We start from the raw sequence: 20,395 nt of genomic DNA, 5'->3' as shown, positions 1-20,395 counted from the left end.
CCTCCGCAAAAGGGAAGCTCTTTCTCAAAATCTATTAATTACGGATCAGATAATCAAATGCACCTAATGAAGCAGTTGCACCAGAACCCATGGAAATAATGATTTGCTTATAAGCGCTGTCTGTACAATCTCCAGCTGCAAATACACCTGGCAGACTTGTAGCGCCATGCTTATCAACAAGAATTTCACCCATTCTGTTACGCTCCACTGTACCTTCTAACCAGTCTGTATTAGGAACTAGACCAATTTGGACAAACACACCTGCAAGCTCGATATGTTTTTCTTCGCCGGTTTCGCGTTCAACATAAGTAATACCGTTAACTTTATCAGTACCAGTTATTTCTTTTGTTTGAACATTTTTCAGAACTGTAACATTTGGTAGGCTGTTTAAGCGTTCTTGTAAAACAGAGTCTGCTTTTAATTCCGACATAAATTCAAGAACTGTTACGTGTTTCACAATTCCTGCCAAGTCGATAGCAGCTTCAATTCCTGAGTTACCGCCGCCGATTACAGCAACGTCTTTTCCAGTAAATAATGGGCCATCACAGTGAGGGCAATATGCTACACCTTTGTTCTTAAATTCTGCTTCTCCCGGTACGCCAACATTGCGCCAGCGAGCACCAGTTGATAGAATAACAGACTTACTTTTCAGAACAGCACCATTTTCTAACTCGATTTCTATTAAGTCTTTTTTCTCTAAACGTTTAGCACGTTGAAGGTTCATAACGTCAATGTTATATTCTTTTACATGCTCTTCCAGACTTGCTGCAAGCTTTGGACCTTCTGTTTGCTTCACACTAATGAAGTTTTCAATAGCTAATGTATCCATGATTTGGCCACCGAAGCGTTCTGCAACGATACCAGTGCGGATTCCTTTACGTGCAGCGTAGATTGCAGCACTGGCACCAGCTGGACCACCGCCAACTACTAATACATCAAATGGATCTTTATCAGCAAATTCAGAAGCATCAGCAGTGCTGCCCATTTTTGCTAAAATTTCTTCTAATGACATACGACCGCTGCCAAATGATTCCCCATTAAGGAAAACAGTAGGAACTGCCATGATATCTTTGCTTTCTACTTCTTCCTTAAAAGCTGCCCCATCAATCATTGTATGTGTGATACCAGGGTTTATAAGACTCATCACATTCAACGCTTGTACTACATCCGGACAGTTATGGCAAGTTAAGCTAATGTAAGATTCAAAGTGGAATTCACCTTTGATTGCTTTAATTTGATCGATTACTTTTTGATCGACTTTAGGAGCTCTACCACTTACTTGAAGTAAAGCTAATACTAAAGAAGTGAATTCGTGTCCTAGAGGGATACCAGCAAAAGTAATTCCAGTGTCTTCGCTAACACGATTTACACTAAAACTTGGTGTTCTTTCTAATTCAGCAGTTTCTACTTTGATATGAGATGACATAGTAGCTAGTTCATCAACTAGGGCTAGCATGTCACGGGATACTTCATCCGATCCCGTGCTAACCTTAAGAACAACATCGCCTTCCATCATTTGCAGATATTGATTCAGTTGCCCTTTAATTTCATTATCTAGTAACATACAGAGCCACTCCCTTAAATTTTGCCAACAAGGTCTAGGCTTGGCTTAAGTGTAGTGCTGCCTTCTTGCCATTTAGCTGGGCAAACTTCACCTGGATTGTTGCGAACATATTGTGCAGCTTTGATTTTGTTTACTAGTGTGCTTGCATCACGGCCGATACCGTCTGCGTTGATTTCAACCGCTTGAATTTTACCATCTGGATCGATAAGGAAAGTTCCACGATCTGCAAGACCAGCTTCCTCGTTAAGAATGTCAAAATCACGAGAAATTCTTTGTGTTGGGTCACCAATCATGATGTACTCGATTTTGCCGATTGCATCTGAATGATCATGCCATGCTTTGTGAGTGAAATGCGTGTCTGTTGAAACAGAGTAAACTTCTACTCCAAGATCTTTCAATGTAGCATATTCATTTTGTAAATCTTCTAATTCAGTTGGGCATACGAAAGTAAAATCAGCTGGATAGAAGCAGAAAATACTCCATTTACCTTTTAAGTTTTCTTCTGTTACTTCAATAAATTCACCGTTATGAAATGCTTGAGCTGTAAATGGTGAAACTTCTTTTCCGATAATTGACATAATAAAATTCCTCCTAATATGAATAATTTATTACTAGTTTGGACAAATAATCCAAACTTATGCAAATAATAATTATTACAATTCAACATTTATTATTATATAAATTTAATTATTTTGTCAAGGATAATCTAAAACTAATTAATACTTATTTTAATTTTTATCTATAAGAATCCTTGCTTGAATTTGTGAAAAGTTGACAACCTAAGCACTGTATTTGCGGTGTTTTTGATATCTATCTAGTAATTTTCATTTATTATGGCCTATTCTCAATTAAGAGGGGGTTCATTCATCTATAGATAGTATGTTAAGCCTTCTATAAAAATAGTAATTTTTGCTCTCGGAAAATTAAGGATCGAAACTGAGTAAAAAAAGAAATAGCTTTTTTCATAATTAAACGTCGATAGGAGAAACTACTTAGTATCTAACAAAATGGGTGGGAAACAATATGATACATAAAAGCATGAAAACTATTTTGGTTTTAGTTGGATGCTATCTCCTATATATTGTCGTATTCTGCGTCATTGTGCCTTATTTTTACAAGCCTAAGGAAAACTCTTCTTGGAATCCAGCTGTGAACCTTTCACAGAACGAAGAGAGAGTAGTGTCTTCTGATAAAGTTGTATTACTTCAAGACAGGGAAGATTCTGGTTTAGCGAGATTGCAGTTAATAAAGAATGCAAAGAAATCTATTGATTTATCTACTTATGCCATTCAAAAAGGTACATATTCTGATTTGTTTTTTGCTTCTCTATTTGAAGCAGCAGATCGCGGGGTAAAAGTACGTATTTTGCTGGATGGAATGGTCAACCGATTTAATAAGGATTTGCGTTTGTATAGCTATGCTATTTATCAGCACCCGAATATGGAATTAAAGTATTATGAACCCCTACATTTAGGCAAGCCTTGGACTTGGAATAATCGATTTCATGATAAGTTATTTATCATAGATGAAGAACTTGCGTTAGTTGGCGGTAGAAATATAGGAGATAAATATTTTAGTGCACAAGGAGCTAAAGGAGCTTCCAATGATCGGGATGTGCTTGTGTTTACTGAAAAACCAAAAACGAGTGTGCTAAAGCAAATGGATGGTTATTATCAATATGTTTGGGAACATCCTTTTACCAAAAGTTCTGTAAAGAAACTTTCACCAAGGAAGGAAAAGCTAGGGGAGCAAAAACGGAAGAAAGCCCTCCACTTATTAAAACATGCTAAAGATGTTTATCCATTGTCGATAGATAAAATGATTAACTGGAAAAAAGATGTGTATCCAACGAAAAAGGTCCATTTTCTTTTTAATCCCCATCAGCGCTTTAATAAAGATCCTCTTATTTGGAAAGAAATTGTATCACTAAGTGAACAAGCAAAATCTATTTATTTAGAAAGTCCTTATATTGTGCCAACGAGGAAAATGCTGGCATATGTAGATAAAAAGAAAATAGCGGTTGACCATTGGAAGGTCCTAACAAACTCCGTTGCCTCTACTCCGAACTTAGTTGCGTTTTCTGGGTATTGGGCAAGCAGGAAGGACATTATTCAATTCGCTGATGAGTTATATGAATACCAGCCGAAAACGGAATCGCTTCACGGAAAGACATATATCTTTGATGGGAGAATTAGTTTAATTGGCTCCTATAACCTGGACGCGAGAAGTACTTTTTTAAATACCGAAACAATGGTATTAATTGATAGTGAAGAATTCGCACACTTTCTTCAAGAGGAATTAAATAAAACGGTAAATAATCAAAGTCTACAAGTTTTAGAAGATGGGACTTATAAATCAGACGAGAAAGTAAAGGAAACAGAAGCGGGTTTTTGGAAGAAACTAACGATAAGGGCATTATCTCTTGTCGTAAAGCTGGTGGACTTTTTAGTGTAGGATTTTCTAGGAAATAGCCTCTTGTTTCACGTGAAACGAAGAGGCACGATTATTACCCTTAATAAAGAACCATATTTCCTGTATTCTTAGTATGGGTTTCTGCCTTTTTTAAAAGAAAGACGGAGGCCACGGCAAGCATTAGAATGATGGAAACTAAAAGTAAATATTGTCCGATCATTTGCGTAAAATCTTTTCCATTCAGCACAAGATCTCGAAAGATACCTAGTACATAAGTCAGCGGAAAAAGGTAGGCAATTGCTTTTCCCCAGATTGGGAAGGCAAGGATTGGAATACGTACACCAGAGAAGAACTGCATTGGTTCCTCGAAAATGGTAAAAAGAATTCCTGCATCTCGCGAAAAGAGAAAAACAATATTTAAAAATCCACCCCAAACAATCGCAGATATACAAAGAAGAAATAAGGCGAGTGGAACATTTGCCCAATAAATTTCAGCCGCTTGTCCTGTAACAATAAGCACCAATAGGATGAAGGTAGTGAATAACCATACAGCTTCAAGCAAATTTCCTGCTGCACGTGCAAACATGATAGTTAAACGATTTGCAGGTGTAAGAAAGATGAGCTCAAGTGTACCAGCCTGGCGCTCATAGCTCATATTCCAAGCGGATTGAACAAGGCTCCAAAAGAAAATATATCCTAAATAACCGGTTAGTAAAAACATAGTGATTTGGTCAACATCCATATAGGCAGATAGCGGACTAGATTCCGTTAGGTTAAAGGGCTTAAAGGAATAATAAGACGTAATAAACAATAAGGCTGGCCATAAGAGTAAGGAAAAATAGATTAACTTGTTATGAAAGTTATGTTTATGACTTTTAGCCATTTCTGCTTGTAAAATAGAAAACAACTTCATGCAGATTTCTCCTTTGCTAAGGTTAGAATCGCGTCTTCTAATCGTGGCCGCTTAAGCTCAAGTTTTAGAATTGAAACAGATTCATTCATACAAATATTAATAAGAAAAGAAGTGGGATCATAGGGTGCATCGACAAGAATCACTGTGCTATCTGTCAGCCAATTAAACTGAATGCTGCAATCGACTAATGCCTGTTTGAGTTTATTTTGCGCGCTTGCCGATAGGGAACTTGTTTCCATCCTCAAATGATAGCTTTTTACTACAGATGAAATAATTTTTTCTGGTGTGCCATCTAAAATAATTGATCCCTTTTCAATAATATAGATGCGATCACAAAGCTCCTCCACTTCTTCGAGGTAATGACTTGTTAATAAGATTCCTTTGTTTTCTTGTTTTGCTAAGTCTTTCACTAATCCTCTCAATTGCTTAGCTACTGGCGCATCCAGGCCAAGCGTTGGTTCATCAAGAAATAAATATTTAGGATTATTTATAAGTCCTCTCGCAATTTGGAGTCTTTGCTTCATCCCTTTTGAATATAGTTCTACTGGAATGTCCTTTGCCTCATTTAATCCAACTTGATCGAGAAGATAGGCTATGCGTGTTTCAAGCTCTAGACCTGATAGTTGATAGAGCTTTCCGAAATAGCGGAGGTTTTCGGATCCAGTCAGCCGCCAATATAACATTCTTTCTCCACCAGCAATCATATTAATATGCTTTTTTACCTTCATTGCCTCTTTTACAGCATCAAAACCATCAATTGTTATTTGTCCATCTGTTGGATTTAGTAAGGTACTGAGCATTTTAATGGTAGTAGTTTTTCCAGCCCCATTTAAACCGAGCAAGCCAACGATTTCTCCTTCTTTAATAGAGATGTTTAAATCTTTAACAGCACATACAACTTGCTTTTCTGAACGGAAAAAATTCTTTCTTTTTTTCACTGTGTAATACTTACTAATTCCTTTTGCTTCGATCATTTTTATCACTCCTTATCCAAAATGCTTTTCTAATACGTATTTCTCCATTTTTTTCATCAAATATGAGCCTGTTGGCAAATAAATCAAACCAAGCGTTGCCATTTTTAGTAATGGAGCCAAAAGCTCATTAAGTGGGGTTCCCTCTATCCAGACCATTCGTAAAGCATCAATTCCATAGGTAAGTGGCATGACTTGGCTGATCCACCTTACTGCCGCTGGTAAAAAGTCACTTGGAAAAGTGATGCTGCAAACAAGTCCCATAAGGACAAATAAGGTGTTCTGCGTGATATATGTATCTCGAAAGTAGAGCATAAACGATCCTAATACTAATGCCATCGAAAAGGTGGAAAGAATCAAAACGACAAGAACAATTAAGACATGAAGCCAGTTTATTCCTTGTAAATGCAAGCCAAATAGAGAGCCAGCGGCAATAATCACAAGGAATTCCAACATAATTCTAATCAACCCTTGCGCTACATAGCCGAGAAAATATCCCTTTCTTGTCGATGGTGTTAGAAGAAGGGATTCTAGGGTCCCTTCTCGCAATTCTGTGATAAGTGTTCGACTTGTAATCATTAAAAGAGACACTGAAAAAGAGTAAAGTAATCCACCTAAAATGCAGTAGGAAAGATAGTCATCTGTCCCCGCATAGGCAGAGAAACTGGATGATAATTCTCCTTTAAAAACAAAAAAATAGGTAAGGTAGGCAAAGATGATAATATAAATAGCGCTTAATATATGTCCTAGAAAAAAAGACCAAGGAAAAGCTCTTTTCATCACGAGATAATTTCGCCAAAAAGTAGCAGAAATGCTCAACCACATTTATGTATCCTCCTTTTGACCAAGGGAAGGCTGATCAAAAAACTGATTTAAGTCGACCTTCAGTTGGTCTAATTTTTGTAAATCTGTCTCATAAAACACAAAGTGTCCATGTCTTTCCCCTTTTATTAAGCACGCCTTTTCTAAGATTTTTAGATGCTTAGAAATTGTGGCCTTTGCAAGCCCGGTAGATTCCGATAATTGCAGTGTACAAATGGGATGCCGAGACATTTGTCTTAATAATTGTAATCTCGTTTTGTCCCCTAATGCAGCGAGAGTAGAAAGCAAGTCTATTGGGACTATATCTTGACTAGTTCCCAGCTGATTAGGAAAGGAGACATGCAAATAAACAATGATGGCAGGAACTTCTAAGCCAACTAAGAGATGTGGCGCGATAAAGCTGGATGGGTATATCGTCAATGTTTCTATCTCTTCATAAGCAAAAATCCAGGTGTTTGCTTTATAAAATCGTATCGATTTTGGATCAAGTCTGAAGCGTGGATGAATAGCGTTGATCGCTTCATATGGATTTGCTGCTATTGCTTTTTTTAATTCATGAACAGATTTAATTAACCACGGCTCCATTCGATATAATTCGCGCGCAAAATAATTTTGCTGGTAATCATAGAGCAAATCGCAAAGGAGATTCCGATAATAATTAGGTTTTTTTAAAACCTTTTGTTGGTTTGTATTTGCATCTGTAAAGTCGCTTTTACCTAGCAGGAAGGCAAGAAATTGCTGCTCTGGCAATAAACGTAATCGTTCAATGGCTTCCTCAACATGCTTCTCTTCCAATAAAAGATAATCATCCAAATCGAGAAAATTAAGCCATTCATTACTAATTTCCCCAAAGAATTGAATCATTTTCCAATGCGGTTTCGATATTGCTTCTTTTGTTTTCTCTGCCCACTCTAGCCTCGTCAGGTGATGAGCTGGATTGTGTAAAACATGTAAACTTGTTAACAATTCACGAAAGGGGGAGTAAATGACACGTACATGTTTTTTAATCCAAATGTTTACTTTGTCCATGGATCTCTTCCTTTTATTTTGATTCGCTATTTAGCGAATCAAATTGATAATTTTGCAAAATTATTCAGTATTTTATAGAGAGAGGTAGGATTTGTCAATGGGGAATTTTTTTTTATTTTGAAAGGTGGCATTTAGGAAGGGATGAAAAGCACATAGCAGATTAGGGCTATGTGCTTTATGTTTTATATACTGTACGTATTTTCGAATCCCTCCATTCTGTCTTTAATGGCAGGAATGGTTTCCCTTTTTATATTTAGCAACCATTTGATCATATTCATATGGCCCCCCACATGTTTCTTGCTGTGGGAGTACTTTAAGGAGAAGGTACGCCTAAACAGACTCTCCCTCTCTGGAAAATTGCTTTATAAACTTAGAAAAGAATGTCCAATTGTATAGAAACGTGTAAAACAAATAAAGAAAAAGATTCGTATCAGAATATCTGTATTGAATATTCGAAACAGCTGCAGGCATTAGAAGAATCGATTGAAGAAACATATGGTATTCATTTGTGTTGTTGTCCAACCTCCAAAAAATAGTCACAAAAATAATTCTTCATTATATTTTTTTTAGAATTATACAAGATCGAGAAGTGTGAAAATCTACCTCAGATAATGACCATTTCACCCGATTTTTTTGTTCCTTTTTGACGTAAAATGTCCCTGCTTTGTACCTGCTTTTTCACGTCATTAGGAACAGAAGATTATTGCTATATCAACGTTCCCGTATCGTTGTTCCTTTGTTCCTTCTTTTTATATAGAAAGAGTATATATAAATAAATATAGTGTACAGGCATAGATACGTATCACATATAAAAAAGGTTTCCGTCTGAAATCAGGAACAAAGGGACATATCTCAAATCAGAGACATTTTTGTGTGACTTCTTTGCTGCCAAAAAAGAAGGTATTTATCTTTTTATAAGGGACTGTAAAGCAAAGGTTATTCTAGTTTTTGCTTTAACAGTATGGCTGTGATAAGTTCTTTGTTATGTAATGTGTCAATCCATTCTTTCGGTATAGCGTCATAACCATAAATAATACCCGCTAGTCCACCAGCAATTGCTGCGATAGTGTCTGTATCGCCTCCGAGATTGATTGCTTTTAGCACAGTTTCTTTGTACGAATGAGATTGTAAGACACACCACAGAGCTGCTTCAAGGGTATCGACAACATAACCTGTCGATTTGATTTCGGATTCTGCAAGTTCATGCAATGAATTTAAGCGTGTGAATGGTTCCTCGTGTGTCTGATTATTTAGAATATCTTTTAGGTTTTCATTTTTTATTAACCTTCTTACAATGTCCACATAAATAAGACAAGCTTTCTTGGATATGTCATGTGCGTGTGTTATGGATGATACTTCTTTGACCTTTTTATCATCACAATCAATAAATGCAAGAGGCAGAATACGCATAAGCGAACCATTACCGTTTGATCTAACATTACTTTTACCAATACCGTCCATTAGTGCTTGCTGTGTAGTTAATCCTATATCAAAAGTTTCATTTCTTGCTGTATACTTCGCATGATGCATCCAATCGAGAAAACGATTTCTCATATCTTTGATGTTTATACCATTTTCATGATTAATGGAATCTAATGTAGCGAGCAACATGGATGTATCGTCTGACCATGTGCCAACAGGTTGATTCCATACTCCACCATTTGTCATAGTCTCACATGCGTATGTTCCCCTTATTTTAAATTCATGGGGGACACCTAGTGCATCACCAATAATAAATCCATAAACAGCACTTTTTAATAGCATATAAATCAACTCCTCCTTGTCGTTGTCTTTATTGTATCATTTTAAGTGTTTAGGCTTTTTAATTTCCTCTCCGTTATATATATTTCTTTTTTATGTATACCATCCCGTTTATAGATAACTGGATACCACAAAATGATATAGGTTTCTATATTTGCATAGCATACAGATCATTCAAACAATCAGAGCAGGTTCCAGCAGTACAATGACTACACCCCATCGCAGTCATTCGAGCAGCTGTTCGAGAAAGGGGTAATTATCCAGAGACTCTCCCTTCGAAATCAACTATCTACCAAAATAATTGTATATAAATATTACCAATATCTATCAAATCTCGAATAAGGGATTGGTTCCAATGCGAAAGAGGTATCTTACATATATCCAAATTCTAAAAGAAAACTAGTAACTGAAACTGCCCATCTTAAAAGGTGAGAGAAGGAGGATGAAGATGTTTACTCTAAGTGATCTCGACAAATTTGCATGGGCCTTTTTCGTCGTTTTGCCTATTGTTAATTTAATTCATGCTGCTGGGCATCAACTCTTTGTATGGATATTTGGGTTGAAGGGCGATTTAACGATTGGCAGGGGAAAAAGACTGTTTTCTATAGGGTGTATGCATATTCATGTCCTTTATTTTGTAGATGCGGCCTGTCATTATAAAGGGATAGAGAAGAAAAAAAGATGGCAGCAGACATTGATTCATGGGGGAGGCATATTATTTAACTTATTGTCGATTCTAGTCGTTAATTCTTTAATCATTCAGGAAGTTCTACCAAAAAGCTCATTTCTCTATCAATTTGTTTATTTTTCCTTTTATTTTATTTTTTTTGCCGTGCTTCCTTTTGATTATGGAGAAGATTCTCCGAACGATGGCAAATCAATTCTTTTGATATGGAAGCAAAGAAAGTAAGGGAGAAAGTTACCGTTTTCGGAATACTTATAGCTTGTTTTGGGTACATGACAATTAACCACAAGTTCTATCGAAGTAAGAAGGAGGAATACAGTCATGTTAAATCAAGCAAGAAAAGAAGAATTGAATATGGTAAAAGGGATTGCTCCTAATGTAGATAAGGAAGCATTGTTTAATAACAAGAGAAAAGTATTCCTATTTGGATCGCCAAGTTATACGAATATTGGAGATCAAGCCATCGCCTATGCAGAGGAAAAGTTTATTAAAAATTGTTTTCCTTACTATGAATATATTGAAATTATGGACTATGCAACAGAAGAAGGAATAGAGCTAGTTAAGAAGATTATTAACGAAGATGATATTGTTTGTTTTACAGGCGGAGGAAATTTAGGAAGTTTATATGTAGATATTGAGGAAGATCGTAGAAAAGTAGTTTCATCCTTTAAAGACTACAAAACAATTGTTTTTCCACAATCTGCTTTTTTTGAGGATACAGAGCAAGGTAGAGAAGAGAAGCGGAAAAGCCAAGAAGCATACAATCAAAATCCTAATCTAACTTTAGTAGCAAGAGAGAATCAAACTTTAGATATTTTAAAAGAAACATTCCAGGCAAATGTAATTTACACTCCAGATATGGTATTATCTCTGTCTATTGAGCCAAGGGAGCTGGAACGTGATGGTGTTCTATTTGTTCTAAGAGCAGATAAGGAGAAGGTGACAGAAGAAAGCTTTGTTTCTGACTTAATGGACTTATTTGGAAAAACGGAGTCTGTAGAGCGGACAGATACGGTTTTATCAGAGGTTGATGTGATTGATTATGCGGACCGTGAAAAGTACTTCTTAAAAACGCTTGATAAAATTGGCTCCAAAAAATTAATTATTACAGATCGTTTGCATGCTATGATCTTTTCCATTATCACTAAAACACCTTGTCTAGTGTTCGGAAATAGCTATGGAAAAGCAAAGCATTCTTATAATGATTGGCTACATGAGTTATCCTTTATTGAATATACAGATAACAAAGAGTTAAATGACATACCAGCTATCGTGGAAAGATTGCAAAAGGCAGAGCCGAATAAGATTGATGTAAAAGAAGATTTCCAAGTACTAAAAGATTTTTTTAAAGGATAAATTTCTTTGAATTTGTGCTAACCCAACAAAGATAAGAGAGGAAAGTATATCTAGGAAAACCATAGATATTACGTAACTCTTTAAAACTTTGTTGGGTTTTTTCATTGTTTTGTGAAACGTTTCTACTGATAATACTAAATGAAATAGTTAGAAAACGCTTGCAAGTTGATATTCGGTGATATATACTAACTTATATCGAAACGTTTCTATAAAATTCATCTAAAAATGGAGGAAACAAGAATGAATTTCAAAAAGAAATTTGCATTGCTAGGAACCACAGCATTACTTGCAGTAGGATTAATGGCGGGATGTTCTGATAGTAAAAATGATGCTAGTGACTCAGAAGTACTAACCGTTTGGGGAATGGGCGATGAAGTGAAGCAGCTCCCTAAAATGGCAGAGGAATTTACGAAAGAAACAGGCATTGAAGTGAAAATCCAAGCAATCCCCTGGGCTAGTGCTCATGATAAATTACTGACAGCCGTAGCTTCGAAGGAAGGTCCTGATGTTCTTCAAATGGGTACTACTTGGATGCCGGAGTTTCAAGCTGCTGGTGCATTGGCAGATATGGGGCCATTTATTGATAAAAATGATCATTTAAAGCCAGAAAACTTTTTCGAAGGTTCAGTAGAAACAACCAAGTTTGATGATAAGTATTACGGGATACCGTGGGCAGCGGAAACGAGAGTTTTGTTCTATCGGACCGATATTTTAGAATCCGTTGGATATAAAGAGGCACCTAAAACATGGGAAGAGCTTGAAGACGCAGCGAAGAAGCTATCAGAACGAGGAGATAATATGTATGGCTTAAATGTCGATTCGAAGGAACAAACACTTGGTTTCATGTTTGCTCGACAAAACGGTTCTGAATTGCTGTCAGACAAGGAAGAAGCGCAATTTAACCAAGCGCCGTTTGTAGAAGCAGTGACGTTTTTAAATGATATGATTCAAAAAGGGTATGCTCCTAAACAAGACTTAGGAATGGATGTTTCGCAAACGTTCTCAGGAGATGCTATTGTACCAATGTTTATTAGTGGTCCGTGGATGGTGAAAACAGTTAATGATACAGTGCCAGATATCGAAGGCAAATGGGCAACCGCCGTTCTTCCTGCTGGAAAAGATAATAATGATTCAAGTCTTGGTGGATCGAATTTAACGATATTTGAACATTCAAAGAAAAAAGATCAAGCGGCACAATTTATTGATTTTATGGTGAGCAAGGAAAACCAATTAAAGTGGTTAGAATTAACGAATGCCATGCCAACAGTAAAAGAAGCGTGGAAGGATGAAAAGCTAGCCGGTGATCCATTATATGAAGTATTTGGAGAGCAAATGGAAAACTCTCATCCAATGCCATTAATTCCTGAATTTGAAGAAATCGCTCAAAACTACTTGAAGCATTTTGAGAAAATTTATTTGGGTGGAGCAGATGTACAGGCAGAGATGGATGCTTTTAATGCAGAAACAGAAAAGGTTTTAAGTAAATAAATGAGCAGAAAGGAGTATCTCAAACATTAGCGGAAGTTATCTGAATAAACGGGTTCGATTAGAAAAATCTGTTTCCTAATCTGAATGTGTTAAAAGAAATCTTTCTCTAAAGAGATGCTCCTTTCTATTTAAAGTAAAGGAAGTGCTTTAAAATTGAGAAACTTTACTAGTAAAAGAGCCCCATATTTATTCATTTCTCCTGCATTGCTCTTACTAATGTTGTTTTCCTTAATTCCCATTGTTGTAGCTTTTTTTATTAGTTTTACAGATATCAGCTTAGTTGGACTAGCTGATTGGTCACAGATCAATTTTGTGGGATTAAGTAATTACAAAGAAATTTTAACAGATCCTGTTTTCCTCAAATCAATTGGAAATACCTTGTTTTATGTAGTGATTGGTGTGCCTTTAGTTATCGCTTGTTCCTTAGTTATCGCGGTTATGATTAACTTCGGGGAAAATAAAATCTTTCAATTTTTTCGGTTGATTTTTTACACGCCATCGATCACAAATGTGGTTGCCGTAGCAGTTGTGTGGAGTTATCTTTATAATCCGAGTTTTGGATTTTTAAACTATTTACTGTCTCTTATCAATGTTTCTCCAGTACCGTGGCTGCAAGATCCGACAATGGCGAAAGTGTCATTAATTATTCTTGCTTTATGGCGAGCGATTGGTACGAATATGATTATTTTTTTAGCGGCGCTTCAAGGTATACCGAAAGAATATTATGAGGCTGCCTCATTAGATGGCGCTAATCGACGTCAACAATTATTTCAAATTACGATACCCATGCTTAAGTTTGCAACTTTCTTTGTAACGATTACGACGATGATTGGCTGGCTCCAGTTTTTCGAAGAACCGTTTATTATGACCAATGGCGGGCCTTTAGATAGTACTACTTCCGTTGCGTTATTTATTTACCGGAACGGGTTCCAATTTAGTAAGTTTGGTTATGCAGCGGCAGGGTCATTTATTTTATTTATTGCGATTATTATCGTTACCTTGATTCAATTCCGCATTCAGCGTAAGAGTGATGAAGAATCATTATAGGAGGAAATAGCTATGCATACATCTCAAAAGCAAATGAGAACTTCAAAATGGATTGTTGGAATTATTCTTACTGTTGGCGGATTCTTTATGGTCTTACCATTTATTTGGATGCTGCTTTCTTCCCTGAAAACGGATGCGGAAATTATGCAGTTTCCTCCAACTATTTGGCCGCAGGAGATCACCTTTTCTAATTTTAAAGAATTGTTTTTAGCGTTTAACTTTGCAGTGTATTTAAAAAATACATTAATTATCGTCCTATGCTCATTTGGCGGACTAATTTTGAACGCGATGGCAGGATATGGATTTGCAAAATATAACTTCAAGGGGAAAAATATACTCTTTTATTTAGTGCTTGCGACAATGATGATACCTGGGCAAGTCACGATGATTCCAGTTTATTTGATTTTAAACGCCATGGGCTTAACAAATACAATGGCAGGGATTGTTCTTCCGGGTCTAGTGGGGGCTTTCGCCATTTTCCTATTCCGTCAGTTCATGTCTACTATATCGAACGAATTATTAGAAGCGGCTCGATTAGATGGTGCGAGTGAATGGAAAATATTTTGGAAAATAATTATGCCTGTTTCACGCCCGGTTATAGCTGTGCAAGGAATATTGACCTTTATCGGTGCGTGGAATTCCTTCTTATGGCCGCTAATTATGGCAAATGATGAAAAGTATTATACATTATCTGTTGGTCTACAGCTTTTAAAAGGACAATATGCAAGCAATTATGCTCTGCAGATGGCTGGTTCTACCTTTATGATTATTCCAATCATTATTGTATTCATGATATTCCAAAAATACATCCTGCAAGGATTCAATGTATCAGGATTGAAGTAAGGAGCATGTAAATGAGACATGAAGATTTAGTTAAATTAGTGGATGAAATGACAGTAGAGGAAAAAGTAGATCAGCTTCTACAGCTTTCCGCCGATTTTTATACAAAAAAAAGTGAAGAAATGACAGGACCTTTAACTGATTTAGGGTTAACAGAAGAAAATATCAAACAAGCTGGCTCTACATTAGGTTTATCGGGAGCTGAAGAAGCTATTCGTATCCAAAAGGAATATATGAAAAAGCATCGTTTAGGAATTCCAACCTTAATGATGGCTGACATTATCCATGGATTTCGAACGATTTTCCCCATTCCTTTAGGTTTAGGGAGTTCCTGGAGTTTAGAAGCTGCTGAAAAAATGGCGCGAATTTCTGCATTAGAAGCTAGTGTATCTGGTTTACATGTAACCTTTTCACCGATGGTTGACTTAGTGCGCGACCCTAGATGGGGGAGAGTGATGGAATCAACAGGAGAAGATGCTCATTTAAATGGTGAATTTGCTAAAGCGTTAGTGCGTGGCTATCAAGGAGAAGACTTGAAAAGCGATACAGAACGACTGGCGGCCTGTGTAAAGCATTTTGCTGCATATGGTGCTCCGTTAGGAGGAAGAGACTATAATACGGTCGATATGTCTGAACGGCAACTAAGGGAAAGTTATTTGCCGAGTTACAAAGCTGCGATTGATGCAGGTGCTAAATTAGTAATGACCTCCTTTAATACAGTTGACGGGATTCCTGCAACTGGGAATGAGTGGCTTTTTAGAAAAATATTAAGGGACCAGTTTGGTTTTGATGGAGTAGTAATATCTGATTGGGGAGCAGTGAAGGAATTGATTGCTCATGGCGTAGCTGGAAATGAAAAAAAAGCTGCGGAGCTTGCCATAAAGGCAGGAGTAGATATTGAGATGATGACCACTTGTTATGCTCACTATTTAAAGGAGTTAGTAGAGGAAGAAGTAGTAGACGAAAAACTTTTAAACGAAGCCGTGCTAAGAATTTTAGAATTGAAAAATGATTTAGGGTTATTTGAAAATCCTCATCGTGGAGCAGATGCAGATCGGGAAAAAGAAGTAATACTGTCACAATCTCATCGAAATGCATCCAGAGAAATAGCAGCAGAATCAATTGTATTGCTAGAAAACAATGGTGTCTTGCCGTTATCTGCCGATCAAAAAGTAGCAGTTGTCGGACCGGGAGCAGATTCACAGGATATTTTAGGAGCTTGGTCATGGCAAGGGAAAATGGATGAAGCTGTGTCGTTACTCGAAGGGATGCAGGAGAAATCTGCTAATATTCTCTCAGCAGAAGTACCTTGTGATTACTTTAAACTATCAGAAGACATGATTTCAAGCGCACTAAAAGCAGCGAGTCATGCAGAAGTCGTTATATTAGCTTTAGGGGAACAAGAATGGATGAGTGGAGAGGCGGCCAGCCGAAGTGATATTTGCTTGCCAAAAGAACAGATAAAGCTTTTTAAGCAATTAAAGGATACAGGTAAACCGATAATCGTTACGTTGTATAATGGCCGACCATTAGATATTAGTGAGCTAGATGGAGCGGATGCCATTGTAGAAGCGTGGTTCCCTGGGACAGAAGGTGGAAATGCGCTAAGTGACATTTTATATGGAGATGTAAACCCAAGCGGGCGTTTAAGCATGAGTTTTCCTGAAAATGTGGGGCAAGTGCCAGTCTACTACAATGGAGATAATACAGGTCGTCCTTATGAAGAGAATCCGGACGAAAAATATGTTTCTAAATACTTAGATGTTTCGAATTATGCACGTTATCCGTTTGGCTATGGGTTAAGCTACAGCGAGGTTGTCTACAGTAATTTGCAATTAGATAAAGAGACCATATCGGAGAATGAAGCAGTGACAATTACGGTGGAAGTGGAAAATAGAGGAGATTATCCTGTCACAGAAACGGTCCAGCTTTATATACGTGATCTAGTTGGAGAGGTTGTGCGTCCTGTTAAGGAATTAAAGGACTTTAAGCAAGTTCAGTTAAAAAATGGAGAAAAGCAAGTGGTTACCTTTAAAATTTCCGAAGAGCAGCTTCGATATACTCATAGAAATATGCAATTTTTAAGTGATGACGGCGATTTTGAAGTAATGGTTGGTCCAAATAGCATAGAACTTCAATCAAAAAGTTTTGAATTAAAAAAGATAAGAGGATAGGTATGAAGATATGAATACGCAAACAGTTACATTGAATGGGAATAATACGACATTTTCATTTCTTCCTAGCGGGGATATATATGAGATTCGTCATAAAGATATAATGGTTAACCAACTCATAGGGAATTTATTAGATGGCAGTGCAAACCAAATCTATTTGCGTGTGTTTAAAAAGGGGACAATTCTTTCGACACCATTACTTGGTATTCAATCGGATAGTAAGCTGGCAGTAGGTGAGCGTGCATTAATTTGGAGTGGCACCTTTGAAGGAGTATCCTATGAAGTTAAATTTATAGTAACCTCGCATGACGTATGGTTCTGGGAAGTTTCTTTACAAGGGAATCAAACAGTAGATTTATTATATGGACAGGATATTGGCATCGCGGCAAAAGGAGCCGTTCAATCGAATGAGGCTTATGTATCTCAATATATCGATCATTACATCGATACACAGCATGGATATACAATCTGCTCTAGGCAAAATCAGCCGCAAGACGGTAAATTCCCGTATTTACAACAAGGATGTTTGCAAAAAACAATTGGATTTAGTACAGATGGATATCAATTCTTTGGAATGTCTTATAAAGAAACAAATATTCCTGAGGCATTACAGAGGGAAAGCCTGTCAACAGAGGTTTATCAGTATGAAATGGCTTATGCGGCCCTACAAACAGATAAACGAAATGTACAAGAGAAGCAATCGGTTGTTTTTTATGGTTCTATTTTGGAAAATCATCCAACAGCTGTAGAGAAACCCTTTTTCACTACTCAACAAATAGAAGAAATTTGGGTAGAAGCAAACAAATTGGAACAGGTTACAAAACCAGTAAATAAAATGACGCGTATTGTTAATCAAGTTATCAAAACAGAAAGCCTGACTCCTGAGGAAATAGATGAGTTATTTGGGATTCAACTAGAAAAAGAGATAGTAGATCAAAAGCTTTTGTCCTTTTTCACAGATAATCAACATCATGTTGTATTAAAGGAAAAGGAAGTTCAAATGGAAAGGCCGCATGGTCATATCCTTTTAAGCGGAACTGACTTAGTAGTAGATAAACCGGTAATGGCTACAACGGTCTATATGTATGGGATTTTTAATTCCCAAATTGTTTTAGGGAACACTTCCATGAACAAAATGATGAGCAATAATAGAAATTCACTTAATATAATGAAGAAATCTGGTCAGCGGATTTATATGAAAATAAATAATCAGTGGCAGTTATTAGCTATGCCATCTGCATTTGAAATGGGCTTTAATGTTGCTAAATGGTATTACAAGCTTGCGGATGACTTGATTATAGTGACAAATTATACCTCTGTTGAAGACCATGAGATTAAGCTGAGCATCGAAAGTAAAAGAGGGAAAAAATATGATTTTGTCATTAGTAATCATATTTTAATGAATGATGGAGAGGATTCGGTACCATTTAAATGGGAACAATCAAATCAAGTCATCACATTTAATGGCACACCAAGTTCAACTGTCGATCAAGGCTATCCAGAGCTAACTTATCATATCCATGTTGAACAACCCTTTACGTTGAAGGATGAAACGGTTTTTGTTTCCCTTAAGGAAGGATCTGACTTCCCGCTAGTTATGTTAGAATTGCTGCAAAAACATACCGTAAACCTTACTATTCAGGGGAATTTGCATAGAGGAAATTATCAGCATCATCAAAAGAGCGAAGGTATAGAGACGGAAAGCTATGAACGCTATCTGGATGGATTATTAAATGGTTTTCAGATGAAGCATGAGAATCCACTCATTCAAGAAGAAGTAGAGAGAATGAATCTGCTTAGTAGATGGTATTCTCATAATATGCTAGTCCATTATCTGTCTCCACACGGGTTAGAGCAATATGGCGGTGCTGCATGGGGAACAAGGGACGTTTCGCAGGGACCAGTGGAATATTTCTTTGCCGTTAATCGCCCTGAAATTGTTCGTGAGATATTGAAAAAAGTATATGCAAACCAATTCGAAAATGATGGGAATTGGCCGCAGTGGTTTATGTTTGATCGATTTGAAAAGATTAAGGCAGATGAAAGTCATGGTGATGTTATTGTATGGCCGTTAAAGGTAGTTGGAGATTATTTAACATTTACAGGAGATACGAGCATATTAGCGGAGTCTATTCCATTTACAAATCGAGATACATTTGCAAAAACGGAAGAGTTTTATCCGTTAATGGAGCATGTTAAGAAGCAAATCCACTATATAGAGACAAATTTTCTGCCGAATACGTTTTTGTCTTGTTATGGAGATGGAGATTGGGACGATACATTACAGCCATATGATAGCAGGTTAAAGAAGAATATGGCTAGCAGCTGGACTGTAGCACTTACCTACCAGACAATTCGTAACTTAGCGAGAGCGTTAGAGAGCTATGATAATCTGTATGCAGCATACCTTTTTGATTTGGCTAAAAATATCAAAGCGGACTTTAACCGCTTTATATTAAGTACAGATACTATTCCAGGATTTGTCTATATGGAGGATTCGGATCATGTGGAATTAATGATACATCCAGATGATGAAAAAACAAATATTCAATACCGATTATTACCCATGACGAGAAGTATGATTGCAGAATTAATCACACCGGAGATAGCCGAGCATCATTATCAAATTATAAAAGAAAATTTATATTTTCCGGATGGAGTGCGATTAATGAATCGGCCTGCATCTTATAAAGGCGGCGTAAGCACTAACTTTAAACGTGCGGAACAGGCGGCTAACTTTGGAAGAGAAATTGGTTTGCAATATGTACACGCTCATATTCGTTTTACGGAAGCAATGGCGAAGTTAGGGAAAGCGGAAGAAACGTGGAAAGGGTTAAATACGATTAATCCAATTGGTCTCAAAGATCGTGTGGAAAATGCAGCTATTCGTCAGAGTAATGTTTATTTCAGCAGTTCTGATGGCGATTTCAAAACGAGGTATGAAGCACAAGAGAATTTTGGTAAACTTAAAAATGGCGGTGTTCCTGTAAAAGGCGGCTGGCGTATATACTCTAGCGGGCCAGGAATTTATATTAATCAGTTAATAAGCAACGTATTAGGGATTCGCCAAACAGCTGCAGAGGTTATTATTGATCCAGTTCTGCCACAAAGCTTAAATGGCTTAACTGTAACATTTCAATTATTAGATAAGCCTGTAGAGATTAAGTATACACTTGGGTCTAAAGATAAGAAGGCGATCTTTAATGGAAATGTTCTAGAGAACAGACTTGAAGATAATCTTTATCGGCAGGGTGGAATATGCTTAAATAAGGAAGCAATGAAGAAAGTATTACAACAAGAAAATATATTAGAAGTGTACTGCTAATAGGAAGG

At 36.9% G+C, this 20,395-nt stretch carries 15 protein-coding genes; 8 read left to right on the top strand and 7 right to left on the bottom strand.

Going from position 1 to position 20,395, the window contains the following annotated elements; genetic code table 11:
• Positions 1–34 precede the first annotated feature (34 nt).
• On the bottom strand, positions 35–1,564 hold the full coding sequence (gene ahpF, locus NX902_RS23960; protein ID WP_341161049.1) for an alkyl hydroperoxide reductase subunit F: 1,530 nt from the start codon (positions 1,562–1,564) through the stop codon (positions 35–37).
• A 14-nt stretch (positions 1,565–1,578) separates the two neighbouring features.
• The gene (gene ahpC / locus NX902_RS23955) at positions 1,579–2,142 is read right to left on the bottom strand and encodes an alkyl hydroperoxide reductase subunit C (RefSeq protein ID WP_095329375.1); all 564 of its coding nucleotides are present in this window, start codon (positions 2,140–2,142) and stop codon (positions 1,579–1,581) included.
• A 460-nt stretch (positions 2,143–2,602) separates the two neighbouring features.
• Here ahpC and NX902_RS23950 point away from each other — a divergent pair, with 460 nt between their 5' ends.
• On the top strand, positions 2,603–4,018 hold the full coding sequence (locus NX902_RS23950; RefSeq protein WP_341161048.1) for a phospholipase D-like domain-containing protein: 1,416 nt from the start codon (positions 2,603–2,605) through the stop codon (positions 4,016–4,018).
• Between the two features lie 58 nt (positions 4,019–4,076).
• On the opposite strand, the gene NX902_RS23945 is transcribed toward NX902_RS23950, so the two are convergent.
• The 5 genes from NX902_RS23945 to NX902_RS23925 all read right to left on the bottom strand — a co-directional run bounded on the left by NX902_RS23945 (position 4,077) and on the right by NX902_RS23925 (position 9,475).
• Positions 4,077–4,889, bottom strand: coding sequence for an ABC transporter permease (locus tag NX902_RS23945; RefSeq protein ID WP_341123444.1), 813 nt, complete (start codon positions 4,887–4,889; stop codon positions 4,077–4,079).
• Positions 4,886–5,863 (bottom strand): ABC transporter ATP-binding protein, encoded by a 978-nt coding sequence (locus NX902_RS23940; protein WP_341123443.1) that lies wholly within the window; start codon positions 5,861–5,863, stop codon positions 4,886–4,888. The genes NX902_RS23945 and NX902_RS23940 overlap by 4 nt, the downstream gene beginning before the upstream one ends.
• 12 nt (positions 5,864–5,875) lie before the next feature.
• Positions 5,876–6,685 carry an ABC transporter permease gene (locus tag NX902_RS23935; RefSeq protein ID WP_095329379.1) on the bottom strand — a complete coding sequence of 270 codons (810 nt, stop codon included), beginning with the start codon at positions 6,683–6,685 and terminating at the stop codon, positions 5,876–5,878.
• Positions 6,686–7,711, bottom strand: a complete 1,026-nt coding sequence (locus NX902_RS23930) for an ArsR/SmtB family transcription factor (RefSeq protein ID WP_123258572.1) — start codon at positions 7,709–7,711, stop codon at positions 6,686–6,688.
• A gap of 936 nt (positions 7,712–8,647) precedes the next feature.
• Positions 8,648–9,475, bottom strand: a complete 828-nt coding sequence (locus NX902_RS23925; RefSeq protein WP_341123441.1) for an ADP-ribosylglycohydrolase family protein — start codon at positions 9,473–9,475, stop codon at positions 8,648–8,650.
• Positions 9,476–9,914: 439 nt separating this feature from the next.
• On the opposite strand from NX902_RS23925, the gene NX902_RS23920 reads away from it, so the two are divergent.
• The 7 genes from NX902_RS23920 to NX902_RS23890 all read left to right on the top strand — a co-directional run bounded on the left by NX902_RS23920 (position 9,915) and on the right by NX902_RS23890 (position 20,387).
• Positions 9,915–10,382, top strand: coding sequence for a hypothetical protein (locus NX902_RS23920; RefSeq protein ID WP_341123440.1), 468 nt, complete (start codon positions 9,915–9,917; stop codon positions 10,380–10,382).
• A gap of 96 nt (positions 10,383–10,478) precedes the next feature.
• Positions 10,479–11,513: a polysaccharide pyruvyl transferase family protein gene (locus tag NX902_RS23915; RefSeq protein ID WP_095329386.1), complete on the top strand. Its 1,035-nt coding sequence runs from the start codon at positions 10,479–10,481 to the stop codon at positions 11,511–11,513.
• A gap of 240 nt (positions 11,514–11,753) precedes the next feature.
• The gene (locus NX902_RS23910) at positions 11,754–13,001 is read left to right on the top strand and encodes a sugar ABC transporter substrate-binding protein (RefSeq protein ID WP_095329387.1); all 1,248 of its coding nucleotides are present in this window, start codon (positions 11,754–11,756) and stop codon (positions 12,999–13,001) included.
• Between the two features lie 216 nt (positions 13,002–13,217).
• Positions 13,218–14,048, top strand: a complete 831-nt coding sequence (locus tag NX902_RS23905) for a carbohydrate ABC transporter permease (protein ID WP_445668899.1) — start codon at positions 13,218–13,220, stop codon at positions 14,046–14,048.
• Positions 14,049–14,060: 12 nt separating this feature from the next.
• The gene (locus tag NX902_RS23900; protein WP_095329388.1) at positions 14,061–14,891 is read left to right on the top strand and encodes a carbohydrate ABC transporter permease; all 831 of its coding nucleotides are present in this window, start codon (positions 14,061–14,063) and stop codon (positions 14,889–14,891) included.
• 11 nt (positions 14,892–14,902) lie between these two features.
• Positions 14,903–17,062 carry a beta-glucosidase BglX gene (bglX, locus tag NX902_RS23895; protein ID WP_095329389.1) on the top strand — a complete coding sequence of 720 codons (2,160 nt, stop codon included), beginning with the start codon at positions 14,903–14,905 and terminating at the stop codon, positions 17,060–17,062.
• A 10-nt stretch (positions 17,063–17,072) separates the two neighbouring features.
• Positions 17,073–20,387, top strand: a complete 3,315-nt coding sequence (locus tag NX902_RS23890; RefSeq protein WP_341161047.1) for a GH36-type glycosyl hydrolase domain-containing protein — start codon at positions 17,073–17,075, stop codon at positions 20,385–20,387.
• Positions 20,388–20,395: the final 8 nt, after the last annotated feature.

Source organism: Niallia sp. FSL W8-0954 (genome assembly GCF_038005605.1).
Lineage (GTDB): Bacteria > Bacillota > Bacilli > Bacillales > Cytobacillaceae > Niallia > Niallia circulans_A.
Note: the sequence above shows the minus strand (reverse complement) of the source record. Positions and strands in the feature narration are given on the sequence as shown.